The organism is Brotaphodocola sp. (genome assembly GCF_050873365.1).
Lineage (GTDB): Bacteria > Bacillota > Clostridia > Lachnospirales > Lachnospiraceae > Brotaphodocola.
In genome coordinates this window covers 76,168-89,064 of sequence record NZ_JBNMIQ010000007.1, presented here as the reverse complement: position 1 = coordinate 89,064, position 12,897 = coordinate 76,168, and the positions used below count along the sequence as shown (strand labels likewise).

Here is a 12,897-nt window from a genome sequence, read left to right as displayed (position 1 = left end):
AATTCTCACTCAGTCACTGTCAGGAAGCAGTTTAATTCGTACCATAATATTGCGCACAAATCCACCTTCCGGCACTTTGATGTCCTCCGGATGGGATGTCTCCGGAAAATGTCCGCCTTCCTCTAATTCCAGAAACAGCCAGTCATACGCTGCCTCTCTCGCTGCATCGAGCGTATCTTCCAGATCTCCGCCATCTGCATAGCAACATTCCAGATCCGGAAATTCTGCATGAAATCCATTGTCATCCTTGTGCGGAACAATCACCGCTGGATAAGTAAAAGTCATTTTGCAATCTCCTCTCCGCACGCCATTGGCATTCCGTCTTACAGCGGACCCTCCTGTGTGCAATTTGTTTCAAGTCGACGCTCGCGGAAACTTGGCGCGTGATTCTGGTCAACTTTGCTGACATCTTCTAATCAGAATCTCTGCGCTTCTCCGTTCCACTGCGGTCAGTGCAGAACAAGCACCACTGGCGCTTTGCACCCACTTTGAGTTATTATACGTCAATCCCGCCAATCTGTAAACGGGTGAACGCTTGCACCTGCAAAAAACTCCTGCTATAATTAATCGCAAACTTGTACCTACCTTCCATGCCTCCATGCCCGCAAACTTTTTGCCAACACCAAAAGCTCGAAAAAAGCGTGGAAGATACAGAAAAAAACAGAAAAACCGAATAGAGAATAGAAAGGAAGAGAAACCACCATGATTCAGGATATCGCCCCACATCACTATGACAATGCCTACCGACCGGATGCAAAACCGTCACCTGACAGCTACGCGCTGTACTTTGAACCACACAAAGCCCTTGTTCATTTGAAAAACACCTCTGATTCCCGCGAATTCGATTTTCCCCGTTTTCGGGATCTTGAAAAGGAAAACGATGACATTTACGAGCACTGTACCTACCTTTTTGCGATAGACGGTCAGGACTTCTATCTGCTTGAGCACCTCACGATCCCGGCTCCGTCCCGCTTTTCTATGGAAAGCACGCAGATTTTCCGCAATTTTTCCCCACGCTATCTCTCCTTCGCCGGGATCACCGGATATCAGCTCTCCAACTGGTACCAGAGCCGACGCTACTGCGGACGCTGTGGTGCACCGCTTCGCAAGCATGAGAAGGAGCGCATGATGTACTGCGACCGCTGTCACCAGATGGAGTACCCAAAGATCAGCCCTGCCGTCATCATCGCTGTCACGGACGGAAATCGTCTCCTCCTCTCAAAATATAACGGTCGCACCTACAAGAAATACGCGCTTCTCGCTGGATTCACCGAGATCGGTGAGACGCTTGAGCAGACAGTCTCCCGCGAGGTAATGGAGGAAGTCGGTCTGAAAGTCACAAATATCCGTTACTACAAGAGTCAGCCGTGGTCATTCTCCGATACCCTGCTTGCCGGTTTTTTCTGTGATCTCGCAGAGCGCGATTCGATTCACCTCGATCAGGAAGAATTGTCCCTCGCAGAGTGGTTTGAGCGTGAGGATATCCCGCTCGAGGACGAAGATCACGCAAGCCTGACCCACGAGATGATCCGTTTCTTCAAGGAACATCCTGAGAAATTCTGATTTTCTGTCACTGTTCACGCCTTACCCAAACAGTAACGATTTTCTTGCTCCGATCTTCCTCTCACGCGCAATCTTCAATCAGTAATCAGCAATCATCGGGAGTCTCGGGGGCCTCGTGCCCCCAGACCTGATTCAAATCGCGGATCAGCAAAAAGCCCGCCGGTCCAAGCAAAAATCCAAAAATTCCAAACAGTTGCACGCCCACATACATCGACAAGAGCGTCTCAAACGGAGTCATTCCAACTTTCTGGCTCATCAGCTTCGCCTCCAAAATCTCCCGAAGGAAATAGCAGATCACATAGATGACAAAGAGCCAGATCGCTCTCTCCCATTTTCCCAGAACCAACATCAGAATCGCCCACGGAATCAAAACTGTTCCGACACCAAACACCGGAAGTGCATCGAGAAGCCCCACTGCAATTCCAACAAGCAGATAGTAGGGATTTCCCATCAGCCAAAATCCAACAACGCAGATCAGCGTCGTAATCACAAGAAGGATTCCCTGAGCGCGAAGATAGGCCGTTCCAGCACTTGTAAGACGCTTGCAGACCTGACTCCACTCCTCACGAAACTCAGACTGGCGAAAACGTTTTTTCCAGAAATCCATCTCCTGCACGAGAAGCCCCGTCGCAATCAGAACGATCGCCCCGAAAACTCCCGCGTAGACGAAAAAGCGCAGGCAGGAGGCAGAATGATTCACAAACAACGTCATCGCCCTCTGTCTCAGGCTGAAAATTCCTTCCTTGAGCATCGCCCTCACCGCAAGAACCGCCATATCTGTTTTGAGACAAAAGGTTTTCTCCGTCAGACGACAGAGTTTTGTCAACCCGCGATCCATCTCCTGAACCCAAATCGGGAGGCGTTCCGACAGACGAACCATCTCCTGAAAAAGTTTTCTTCCCCCAAGACCGGCAATTCCCATTAAAATCGCAAAGAGGAGCAACAACTCGAACACTGCAACTGCGCCCTCCGGAACAATCAGCTCCCCCTTGATCCCGGGAACTTTCCACCTCAAATGTCGGGAAATCTTTTGTGCAAACGGACAAAGCCACACCGCAAACATCACGGCAAACAGAAAGGGAACCACAAGGGGCAGCAGAAAGCGGAATACTCCGTATACTGCACCCGTGATTCCCAGAATGCGTAATATCTTCTTCAGTTTCTTTTCTGGTTTACCCATGGACTCACCTGCTTCTGATTTGTACTTCCTTTGTACATTCCTAGTGTGTCCACAGCAAACCAAAATATGCATGACTCAGCTTTCCGGTTTTTCAAAATTTCGGAAAATTTCGGCAGATGGCAGACGCTCAAAAGAAACTCTGCGCCCAAGTGCCGGATGAATAAAGCTCAGTGAAAATGAGGAGAGTGCAATCTGAGGCTGTGCACCTCTCTTCCTATTTATTTTCTCGTTCTTTATTTCCTCGTTCTTCCCATTCTGTGCCAGGGCACAGGCACTTCCCTGCATACTTTCCTGCGTACTTCCCTGCATCTGCATCGCAGAGCCTCCAAACATCGGATTGTACTTTCCATCGCCCCAGAGTGGAAGTCCACGCCCCGCCATCTGAACGCGAATCTGGTGGTGGCGTCCGGTCTTGAGTTCAATCTCCGCAAGCGTCAGTTCCCCCCACTGCGGATCGGTCCGAAATCCGACAACACGACAAATCAGCTCCGCGCGCTTTGCTCCCTCCGTCCCTTTCTCCACGATTCCGGAAACATTTCCTGCCTCATCCTTCTTCAGATAATCCACAAACATCTCCTCAATGGATTCCGGTCTTCCGCAGAGAACTGCCAGATACTTCTTCTGCATTTTTCTCTCCGTGACTTGAAGACTCAGTGCACCTGCCGTCTTTTTGTCTTTCGCATAGACCATCACTCCGCTGACCGGTTTGTCCAGCCGATGAATCACGCCCACATACGGCTCGCCCTGTTTCTTCGATGTTTTAAAAATATGCTTGCGCACCTCACTCACCATATCTGCACCAAACCCGCGACTCGACTGAGACTCGATCCCGACAGGCTTCCAGACAACAAGAAGATGTTCATCCTCAAAAATCACCTGTAACATGTACTCGTTCCTCCAAATTCTCTTTTATTTTTCTTTTGCCATCACAGTTTCTACGTTTTTTGATCCTGTACATGGGTAGAAATTTCCACCCACATGAATCTCCCTCTTGTATTTTTTTCGCTCAAGTGGTATAGTATAGAAAACATTTGCATATAGTTTTTAATACTACATCATAAAGTTTTTGAAGTTGTATCATTTTATTTATTACTTATTACTGCTTTTTTCAATATGTTTTACCGCTTTGTTTCACTGCGCTTCACTATGTTTTAGTTTTAATTTTTGTTTTATTTGGTACCCTTTCTTTTTGGAGTACCGCATCAGACTGGAGGGATTTTTATGTTACAGAAAATCAAAGACCCGGGCAGTGCCCTGACTCATTTCATCGCGATGATCCTTGCACTTTTTGCATCCATACCGCTCATCATCAAAGCTGCTCATACTCCGGGCCACATCCATGTGCTCGCGCTGACCATTTTCATCACAAGTATGATTCTGCTGTATGCGGCAAGCACCATCTATCACACACTTGACATTTCTCCGAAAGTCAACCAGATGCTTCGCAAAGTTGACCATATGATGATCTTCATCCTGATTGCCGGCACTTACACCCCGGTCTGCCTCCTTGTTCTCGGAGATCACACCGGCTGGACACTGCTCGGTGCTGTCTGGACAATCGCGATTGTCGGAATTGTGATCAATGCACTCTGGATCACCTGCCCGAAATGGTTCTCCTCGATCATCTACATTGCGATGGGCTGGGTCTGCATCTTTGCTTTCGGCAAGATTGTCTCTGCCCTCCCGGCAGAAGCCTTTGGCTGGTTGCTCGCAGGCGGAATCATTTACACAGTTGGCGGTGTAATCTATGCACTGAAACTTCCGCTCTTCAACTCCCGCCACAAGAACTTCGGTTCCCACGAGATCTTTCATCTCTTTGTGATGGGTGGAAGTCTCTGTCATTATATCATGATGTATGCATTTGTTGCATGACCTGAGTTGAATGCCGTTCATGCACTCAAGTCGACGTTCGCGGAAACTTGGCGCGTGATTTTCGTCAGCTCTGATGACATTTTCCCATCAAAATCACAGATACTGCTCAGCCCTCACCGATCCTGATGAATTCAAGTCGACGCTTGTTCAGACGAATCGACCAGTGGCTGAGCATATTTTTTATTTTCATTAATCAAGTCCAGTTTTTCTGCCCTGCTGAGTTGCTTGATCTCCCACTCCCGTCTCATCGCCTCCTGCTTCGTCGCAAACGTCTCATAATAGACAAGATTCACCGGTCTCCGACTTCTCGTGTACTTCGCACCATGTCCCGCATTGTGCGCTTTCACTCGTTTCTCCAAATCATTCGTCCAGCCACAGTACAGACTCCCGTCTGCACACTGAACAAGATAAGTAACGTTTTCCATACCAATCTCTATCCCTTTTCTTCCCCACTATGTAAAACAAGTGATTTCCCGCAATCTTTCCACACAAAATCTCTTCCTGCAACAATACTAAAAAGAATAAAATTTATTATAAACACTAAAATTCATTTAAACCAAGAAGAATAAAATTTATTTATCAAAATTATCAGAAGCGGAAATAGATGAACGGATTATACCCACTCGCCATCATCTCACAGACTGAAAGGAAGAACACCACGACGATCCCAAGATCTGCAACCATTCCGAGATGGTGACGCTCCAGCCATGAGCGCAGACCTGAGAAAAACGGCGTACAGCAAAGAATCGAGATCACAAACAGCAGGATAAATTTCGGACCTGCCATCAGCTCTGCCAGTTCGCGGTCGAGACTTCCCATCCATTTCATCGAACACATCTCTCTCAGAAATCCGATTGCCTGAGAACACGTCTCCGCGCGGAAAAACACCCAACCGACTCCGACAACGATCAGCGTATAGAGACGGCGCAAAATTCCGGGCAGTCGCTCAAGAATTTTGCGAAATCCAAGACGTTCCACAATCAGAAAGCAGGCAAAATAAAGCCCCCAGAACAGAAAATTCCAGCTTGCCCCGTGCCAGATTCCGGTCAGCGCAAACACAATCAGATAGTTGCGACAGTTTTTCGCCGTACTGCACCGACTTCCCCCGAGCGGAATGTATACATAATCCCGAAACCAGCTCGAGAGTGAGATGTGCCATCTTCTCCAGAACTCGGCAACGCTCTTTGAGAGATACGGATGATTGAAATTTTCCGGAAAATGAAATCCAAAGATTCGTCCAAGTCCGATCGCCATATCGGAATACGCCCAGAAATCGAGATAGATCTGGAGGCTGTAACAGAGAATCCCGGTCCACGCATAGATCATTCCCATTCCCGGTCTCTGACCAAAGGCGAGATCTGCTCCCTTTCCCATCGCATTTGCAAGCAAAATCTTTTTCGCAAATCCGCACATAAAACGGAAAACACCCTCATAGACATCGTCAAGATGGCTCTCCCGCTCCCCGATCTCCGTCTCCACATCGATGTAGCGAACAATCGGTCCCGCAATCAGCTGAGGAAACAGCATGATATAGAGCGCCAGTCGCGAGAGACTCTTCTGGCAGGGGACACGGTTCCAGTACACATCAATCAGATAGGACATGATCTGAAACGTGAAAAACGAGATTCCGATCGGCAGAACAATCTGGGGAATCGGGCTTTCGATCTCTTTTCTCAACAGAAAGCCTCCGAGAGAAGCAAACGTCTCCCCGAGAAGATTCAGATATTTAAAAACGATCAGGATTCCGAGATTCCAGGCGATTCCCGCCCAGAATACCACGCGACGTTTTCCGGCTTCGCTCTCACTCAAAATCAATCCGATTTTCCAGTTCACAAAAATCGAGACGAAAAACAGCCCGAGATACCCAAATCCGCCGTAGCCATAAAAGACAATCGAAGCAACTAACAAAACTGCATTTTTCAGGCGAACATCGCGCCGAAGCGACGCAAGCGCATAGCAAAGAAGCGTCATCGGCAGAAACAAAAATAAAAATACCGGTGATGAAAATACCATTTACTCGCCAGCCTCCTCACTCTCAAGAATCTCCGGGTGTTCCAATACATAGTCAATAAAGCCAAAACTCATATCGGACACTGCCGTCTCGTTCACCTCAAGAACAACAAGATCAATGTCCCTGAGATACTCTCTCATATCCACAGCCTCATAATCCGTGAACGGAACGACGTTCTCAAATTCATCCGTGAAGATCTGCCGATTTTCCATCGAGACATTTTTCCCAAAGTAGTGATTGCGGATCAAGACCGACAAGCTCTGTCCCATAAAACTTCCGCCCCGACAGAGAAAGCCAGGCGCAGATGTCGTCGAATCACTCATCTCGATTACCGGCTCGTAGTAGGAATCATACGGTTTCTCGAGTGTGTTAAACACCTCAAACGAGTCCGCATCCGGATAAACCGGTTCCTCACACGGCTGTGCCGACACCATCATTTTCGGAAGCTGATACCCACTCTCCGCCTCCAAATACTCACCAAACGCATTTCCAACGACATTTCCGATGTAGACCGACCAGTGAAGACCCGTCCGGTAGAACAGTGGAACTCTGCTGTCAAATTCCTGTCTGTGTTCATTGATATAGGCGATGCTGTCAAACCATTTCAAATGACTCCTCGCAAGTCCCGCAGTCAACTTCTCGTAGTTTCCTGCTTCCTGCTCCTTGGGTGCCATCGCCGTGTCCACCCACGGAAGCTCGTCCGCCATATAGCGCACCTTGTTCGGCGTGATAAAAATATACATCTGCTTTCCATGCGCCTCAAACAATTCCTCAAGACGCTCGAGTTTCCCGATCAGTTCCTGCATTCCATCCTCACTGATCGGTGCAAAATACTGAAGATAATAGCTCACATTCTCCCAGCTGAACAGATTTCGATCCCTGTTCATGCTGTAATTGATGTTCGACACCGTGTGAAGCGCGGAAAATGTAATCTCATTGCGCAGTCTGACCATGAATGGCTTTCCCGGAAGATGCTGTTGCACATAAGTCTCAAATTCCGACTGGGCGCTTCCATCCACCAGTTTTTCGGCAGAGAGCTTCGGAAACTGAGCCGTATTCTCCACCCCATCAAGCGCAAATTTCTCATCACTCTTTTTGAGCAGAAGCGGAGATGCCAGCACAAGCACCGCCATCGCAATCGTCATCATCTGTCTTGCCTGCCTCAAATGCATAGTTCCCTCCTGTTTCTCTTTTTTCTATCGCTTTTTATTTTCTCTTATCTTTCTTATTTCTCTTATCTTTCTCTTATCACCCTTGGATTCGGTCAAGTTCTCACTCATTTTTTTAATTTAAAAATCGTATAAACCAAGCCTGTCCCTCATCCTATCACATTTTCTGTGAAAAGTATATCTTATCCCACAACTTTCCGATTCGTGTAACACATATTCATTACTGTTCACGCGTTGCGCAACCGGCAACGGATTTTGCTCTGTTGTTCATATTTCATTCATAAATCATTCAAAAACCTTTTACATAATCAACACGATTTCTTCACGATTTCCCCATATACTATAACCATAAACAACAAAACAAGTTGTTTATGAAGTGCCAAAAAGATTTTTTTCATAATACTTTTGAGCTGATACGAACGTGAATAATCAGCTCTCCTCCCTTTTTACCTCTTCAAAACATACGTGGAAAGGATCTCTCAGCTGCGGAGAGATCCTTTCTCGTTGTTTATTCTATTTTATCCTTTTATACTACTTTTTCTTATTTTTAGTTTACTATTTCCGTTTTTCCTGTACCTTTCCTTTTTAGGTTTTCTCGATTCATCGTTTCATCCATTTATCTTATTTTAGTTTCATTTTTTTTCGGAAAAACAACATTTCCCGAGAGCATCCACAACGACAAAAGATTCGGATACGCCATCAGAGCATTACAAAGATCCGCCAGTGCCCAGATTAAGTCGAGTCGACACAGTGCTCCCGCGCACACACTCCCCAGATAGAGAATCCGATACAGATTTCCATCTGCTTTTTCTCGATTCTCCCGTTTTCCGTTTTGTGTTGTTCTCTCCCTGTTTTTTGATCCACCTTCCATCATCCCACCCAAACGCATCCGCAAATACTGCACATTTTGCTCTCCCATGTAATACCACGCAATAATTGTCGCAAATGCAAACACAATCATCGCGACTGCCATCATCCACTCGCCAGCCATTCCGAGTTTCTGTCCAAAACACCACGACGCAAGCACCGCTCCATCCCCGACTCCGACTGCACTTTCCCCCGCCTGCCTCTGCACGCAGAGAATCACAACGCCGGTCAATGTACAGACAATCACCGTGTCAAAAAACACCTCAAACATCGCCCACATACCCTGCTCCTCCGGTGTCGTCCTCTCCGTTGCCCCGTGAAGCACTGCCAGACTTCCAAGCCCGGCTTCATTGGAAAACACGCCCCGCGCCATCCCGTAGCGCACACTCTTGGAAAACAAGATTCCGGTAATTCCGCCACCGACTGACCGAAAAGAAAAGGCATCGCAAAAAATCTCTCCAATCACTCCCGGAAGAACCGGCAAACACTGCACAATCACAAGGATCGAACACAACAGATAGATTCCTGCCATTGTTGGCATCAACCGCTCAGAAACCTTTGCGATCCGCTTTGCTCCCCCGAAAATCACAAGCCCACAGCAGACAGAAATCACCCCTGCGCCCAAAATCGGCGGAACTCCAAATCCATATTCTAAAGTCTCCTGAATCGAGTTTGCCTGCACCATGCTCCCCATTCCAAGGGATGCCAGACACGCAGAACCCGCATAAAAAATTCCCAAAAGAGGAGCTCCAAGCCCCCTCTCCATATAGATCATCGGACCACAGATCCAAGTCCCATCCTCCCTGCGAAAGCGAAACTTCTGTCCCAGACTTGTCTCTGCATACGCAGTTGCCATCCCAAGCAACGCACAGACCCACATCCAGAACAGTGCTCCGGCTCCGCCTGCCGTCAGCGCAGTCGCAACACCGACGATATTTCCCGTGCCGATCGTCGCCGCAAGCGCTGTACATGCCGACTGAAACACCGTAATGTGCTCCTCCTCCCTGTTTTCCCCGCTTTCCTCTCTCTTTCCCTCGTCTCCTTTCCTCGTTTCCCCTTCTCTCCTCGCATTCCCGCTTTTCTCATTTTCCCTTGTCATTCTCAACATACTTCCTATCGTACAGTCCCACCAATACCCAAACCGAACAATCGGAAAGCCCCCGGAACGGATAAAAAACCAGATTCCGGTGCTCAAAAACAAGACCAGTGTCCACGGTCCCCACAAAATCAAATGCAACTCCTGTATCACCCGCATAGTTCTCGTCCCCGCCCACCTCAGATTTTATTTGTTCCTGTATCATACGGATTTTTCCGTTCAGAAAATTTCCACCCATGTACAGTAACTTTTTTTCTCTGTTTTTCTTCTACATTCCTATGCGATTTATATGCGAAATTCAACCTGCTATATACAGGAATTTACCAGAATACGGTAATGGATTCCTCTCGTATTTCCCCCTGAAATATGCTATGATAAAGACAGATCAAACACGTTTTCACAGCGTCACTGACATGTTTTTACAGATAAATTTTTACAGCGTTTTATCAGACTTTTTGAGAGAAAGAAGGATTTTCATGCCTGGATTTACTACTCACTATATTTTGGGAATGAAGGCGTACAACGACCTCCCCAACAACCAGTTGAAATACATCATTGCGAAATACCGCTGGCTCTACCAGCTCGGTCTTCAGGGACCGGATATCTTCTTCTACAACATTCCGATTCTGCGTCACCGCGACTATCGAAATGTCGGTTCCTACATGCACGAACATCACATTCAGGATTTCTTTTCCTGTTATTTAAAGCACCTCGCAAAGATTTCTTCCCGTCAGCAACGCGAGGAGGGACTGGCATATTTCTGCGGATACCTCTGCCATTACATCGGAGACTCCATCTGCCATCCCTATGTCTATGGAAGAATCGGTTACGATGCCAAGCATCCGAGCAGTCACACGCACGGTCTTCATGCAGCTCTTGAGAATGACATTGACGCGCTTCTGCTCATGAAATACAAAAAGAAAAAGCCGTCCCAGTTTAACCAGGCAGCTTCGATCTGCTTAAATGGAATGGAGATGCAGTTTATCTCCCGTTTCCTGTCCGAATGTATCAATGAGGCATACTATCCAATCACTTACAGCAACAACTTTCAGGTGACCCCTGCGATGGTCTACCGCTCGATCCTTGCGATTCGTTTTGGATGCCGAACACTCGCAGATCCCAACAGCTCCAAGCGAAACAAAATCGCTTTTATTGAACGCCTGCTTCGCCGGAGTCCGATCGCCTCACAGAAACTCGTCACCGACGAAGTCAAAAATCCGCGCAAGTGTCTGAACCTTGACCATGAGATCTGGTGCAACCCATGGGATCGTCGTCTCGCATCCCGAGCATCCTTCCCGGATCTGTTCCGTCAGTCACTCGCCAAGTGTAGCTCCGTGTTTGCGATCATCAATTCTGCTGTTGTCGGAAATGAGGAGATTTCCAAACAGGAACTCTCCCGTCTGCTTGACGAGCTTGGAAGCTACTCCTATCACAGCGGTCTCCACGTCGAAGACTGAGTAAGAGAAAAACCCAACTTAAAATAGGACTTAAAAATTTGGCTAAAAAACATCCGGCAAACCATCTCACTCCTCGTTTCCTTCGAGAGATCATGCTTTGCCGGATCTAAATATTTCAGTTTTTCTTATTTCAAATCATCGAATCACCTGATCCCCATCTTTTGTGCAGTAATTCCTACTCACATTCAACTTCTTGACCCACGCTTTTGTCTCGGGTGTCGTATAGCTTCCGCCCTCATTGTCCCAGAGCCATTGAGGAGTTGGCCACAGACAGATCGAAGGCTGAATCGCCTCATAGACATTTTCTTCCACACCATTCTGACCATGATGTGCCATCTGAACCATATCGGATTTCAGACCACCGCCGGCCTGTTCAAGCAGATGCGCTCCGCCTTTCTTCTGGAGATCTCCGAGGAAGAGGATCGATTTTCCATTTACCACCATCCGATACGCGACCGAAGCATCGTTTCCGTCTCTCTCCCCGACTTCCTCCGGCTCATAGCGATCATTCATCACCTGAATCATCACATCATCGACCTCAATCTCATCTCCGCGCTTCACGGTCTGACAAACTCCCGCCGGAAGTGCAGACAACTGCTGAAGAATACTCATTGCCGTTCCGAGATCCCCGAGCTCATGCTTTTGATACCACTCCACGCTCGCAAAATTATAGTAAATGTGATCGATCGTGATTCCGGTATCTTCCCCATCTGCCTCATTTGTCAGAAGTTTGAGCAATGCTCCCACATGATCCGTGTGGGCATGCGTCAGAAACCACGCACTCACATGACCACCCTCTTTCCGAATCTGCTCCATTAGGTAGTCTCCGTCATCCCATCTTCCGCCATCCACAACAATCAGCTTTCCCGACTTTGTTTTCAACAGAAACGACATCATCTGTCCCTTTGTCTGGGACTGCAACATCCGAAGCTCCGCTCCACCGAGAAGCGGTGTCGTATCCCGCTCCGACTCAGGCTTTTCTCCCTCTGTGATCAGCTCTGCCTGATCATTTGACACACTCTGAGTGTCCTGAGTGCTCGCATCACTCACATTCAGATTTTCTGTCACATCAGAATTTCCGTTCTTCGTTCCTGTTCCTGACCCTGTCTCTGTTCCAAAATTTCCCGCGATTTCCCCATTGGTTCCATTTACTTCGTCTGCTCCATTTGCTTCATTCTGTCCGTTCTCCTGTCCCTGAACCTGTCCGGACTGCCTCGATGCCTCCATCCCTTCACTGACCAGGTGATGACCCGCGATTCCAATCACTCCCACTGCAAGCAGAGCGACAAGAAACGGAATTGGATTTCTCCCATTTTTTCTTTTTCTCTTTCTGCTCTTTCCCCGCTGACTCATTCTCGTTCTTCTCATTTCCCTATCACGCACTCCCTGTTCCATCTTCGACTCTCTCCTGAACTCCACAGAATTTTTTAACCCACTTAATTTGTGAACCTACTTTTACTTTTTTGTCTCAAATAAATTTGCAATCTGTTTCTTTTATCCTTTATATCTCTATATAATCATATAACTCCTCTATTATATTTTATCAGAGTTCGCACCTTCCTAAAACCCTGTCCACCGAATCTTCATAAAATTGAATAAATCTTTAGAATTCCGAAAGAATTTTTCTGCTTGCATTTTGATGCTCCCGGTGGTAAGATGTTCAATAAGATTTTTATTTTGTA

General features: G+C 47.3%; 12 protein-coding genes. 3 read left to right on the top strand and 9 right to left on the bottom strand.

The annotated features are described in order from the left end of the window. Positions 1-9: 9 nt before the first annotated feature. On the bottom strand, positions 10-285 hold the full coding sequence (locus ACR0QT_RS05450; protein WP_432629843.1) for a type II toxin-antitoxin system HicB family antitoxin: 276 nt from the start codon (positions 283-285) through the stop codon (positions 10-12). A gap of 417 nt (positions 286-702) precedes the next feature. On the opposite strand from ACR0QT_RS05450, the gene nudC reads away from it, so the two are divergent. Continuing rightward, positions 703-1,563, top strand: coding sequence for an NAD(+) diphosphatase (nudC, locus tag ACR0QT_RS05445; protein WP_432629842.1), 861 nt, complete (start codon positions 703-705; stop codon positions 1,561-1,563). An 85-nt stretch (positions 1,564-1,648) separates the two neighbouring features. Here nudC and ACR0QT_RS05440 read toward each other — a convergent pair whose 3' ends face one another. Both ACR0QT_RS05440 and ACR0QT_RS05435 read right to left on the bottom strand, forming a co-directional pair. Further along, complete coding sequence (locus ACR0QT_RS05440) at positions 1,649-2,743, bottom strand: AI-2E family transporter (RefSeq protein ID WP_432629841.1); 1,095 nt, start codon at positions 2,741-2,743, stop codon at positions 1,649-1,651. 75 nt (positions 2,744-2,818) lie between these two features. Continuing rightward, entirely contained in the window at positions 2,819-3,628 is an 810-nt protein-coding gene (locus ACR0QT_RS05435) for an RluA family pseudouridine synthase (RefSeq protein ID WP_432629840.1), read from the bottom strand. A gap of 336 nt (positions 3,629-3,964) precedes the next feature. Here ACR0QT_RS05435 and trhA point away from each other — a divergent pair, with 336 nt between their 5' ends. After that, entirely contained in the window at positions 3,965-4,615 is a 651-nt protein-coding gene (gene trhA, locus ACR0QT_RS05430; protein ID WP_432629839.1) for a PAQR family membrane homeostasis protein TrhA, read from the top strand. A 131-nt stretch (positions 4,616-4,746) separates the two neighbouring features. On the opposite strand, the gene ACR0QT_RS05425 is transcribed toward trhA, so the two are convergent. From ACR0QT_RS05425 to ACR0QT_RS05405, 5 genes are all read right to left on the bottom strand, one after another. Continuing rightward, the gene (locus ACR0QT_RS05425; RefSeq protein WP_432629838.1) at positions 4,747-5,040 is read right to left on the bottom strand and encodes a GIY-YIG nuclease family protein; all 294 of its coding nucleotides are present in this window, start codon (positions 5,038-5,040) and stop codon (positions 4,747-4,749) included. A gap of 163 nt (positions 5,041-5,203) precedes the next feature. Further along, positions 5,204-6,628: an MBOAT family O-acyltransferase gene (locus ACR0QT_RS05420; protein WP_432629837.1), complete on the bottom strand. Its 1,425-nt coding sequence runs from the start codon at positions 6,626-6,628 to the stop codon at positions 5,204-5,206. Beyond that, entirely contained in the window at positions 6,629-7,798 is a 1,170-nt protein-coding gene (locus tag ACR0QT_RS05415) for an alginate O-acetyltransferase AlgX-related protein (RefSeq protein WP_432629836.1), read from the bottom strand. 613 nt (positions 7,799-8,411) lie between these two features. After that, positions 8,412-9,761, bottom strand: a complete 1,350-nt coding sequence (locus ACR0QT_RS05410; RefSeq protein ID WP_432629835.1) for an alanine/glycine:cation symporter family protein — start codon at positions 9,759-9,761, stop codon at positions 8,412-8,414. Further along, on the bottom strand, positions 9,745-9,963 hold the full coding sequence (locus ACR0QT_RS05405; protein WP_432629834.1) for a hypothetical protein: 219 nt from the start codon (positions 9,961-9,963) through the stop codon (positions 9,745-9,747). Before ACR0QT_RS05405 ends, ACR0QT_RS05410 begins: the two co-directional genes overlap by 17 nt. Before the next feature lie 271 nt (positions 9,964-10,234). Here ACR0QT_RS05405 and ACR0QT_RS05400 point away from each other — a divergent pair, with 271 nt between their 5' ends. Further along, the gene (locus tag ACR0QT_RS05400) at positions 10,235-11,215 is read left to right on the top strand and encodes a zinc dependent phospholipase C family protein (protein WP_432629833.1); all 981 of its coding nucleotides are present in this window, start codon (positions 10,235-10,237) and stop codon (positions 11,213-11,215) included. Positions 11,216-11,350: 135 nt separating this feature from the next. On the opposite strand, the gene ACR0QT_RS05395 is transcribed toward ACR0QT_RS05400, so the two are convergent. Further along, positions 11,351-12,610, bottom strand: a complete 1,260-nt coding sequence (locus ACR0QT_RS05395; RefSeq protein WP_432629832.1) for a ComEC/Rec2 family competence protein — start codon at positions 12,608-12,610, stop codon at positions 11,351-11,353. Between the last annotated feature and the right edge of the window lie 287 nt (positions 12,611-12,897).

What these genes read in the sequence shown, in the direction of transcription:
- ACR0QT_RS05405 (WP_432629834.1), bottom strand. Translation starts at nt 9,963, where the DNA reads ATGATACAGGAACAAATAAAATCTGAGGTGGGCGGGGACGAGAACTAT.
- ACR0QT_RS05395 (WP_432629832.1), bottom strand. Translation starts at nt 12,610, where the DNA reads ATGGAACAGGGAGTGCGTGATAGGGAAATGAGAAGAACGAGAATGAGT.
- trhA (WP_432629839.1), top strand. Translation starts at nt 3,965, where the DNA reads ATGTTACAGAAAATCAAAGACCCGGGCAGTGCCCTGACTCATTTCATC.
- nudC (WP_432629842.1), top strand. Translation starts at nt 703, where the DNA reads ATGATTCAGGATATCGCCCCACATCACTATGACAATGCCTACCGACCG.
- ACR0QT_RS05415 (WP_432629836.1), bottom strand. Translation starts at nt 7,798, where the DNA reads ATGCATTTGAGGCAGGCAAGACAGATGATGACGATTGCGATGGCGGTG.
- ACR0QT_RS05420 (WP_432629837.1), bottom strand. Translation starts at nt 6,628, where the DNA reads ATGGTATTTTCATCACCGGTATTTTTATTTTTGTTTCTGCCGATGACG.
- ACR0QT_RS05450 (WP_432629843.1), bottom strand. Translation starts at nt 285, where the DNA reads ATGACTTTTACTTATCCAGCGGTGATTGTTCCGCACAAGGATGACAAT.
- ACR0QT_RS05400 (WP_432629833.1), top strand. Translation starts at nt 10,235, where the DNA reads ATGCCTGGATTTACTACTCACTATATTTTGGGAATGAAGGCGTACAAC.
- ACR0QT_RS05440 (WP_432629841.1), bottom strand. Translation starts at nt 2,743, where the DNA reads ATGGGTAAACCAGAAAAGAAACTGAAGAAGATATTACGCATTCTGGGA.
- ACR0QT_RS05435 (WP_432629840.1), bottom strand. Translation starts at nt 3,628, where the DNA reads ATGTTACAGGTGATTTTTGAGGATGAACATCTTCTTGTTGTCTGGAAG.
- ACR0QT_RS05410 (WP_432629835.1), bottom strand. Translation starts at nt 9,761, where the DNA reads ATGACAAGGGAAAATGAGAAAAGCGGGAATGCGAGGAGAGAAGGGGAA.
- ACR0QT_RS05425 (WP_432629838.1), bottom strand. Translation starts at nt 5,040, where the DNA reads ATGGAAAACGTTACTTATCTTGTTCAGTGTGCAGACGGGAGTCTGTAC.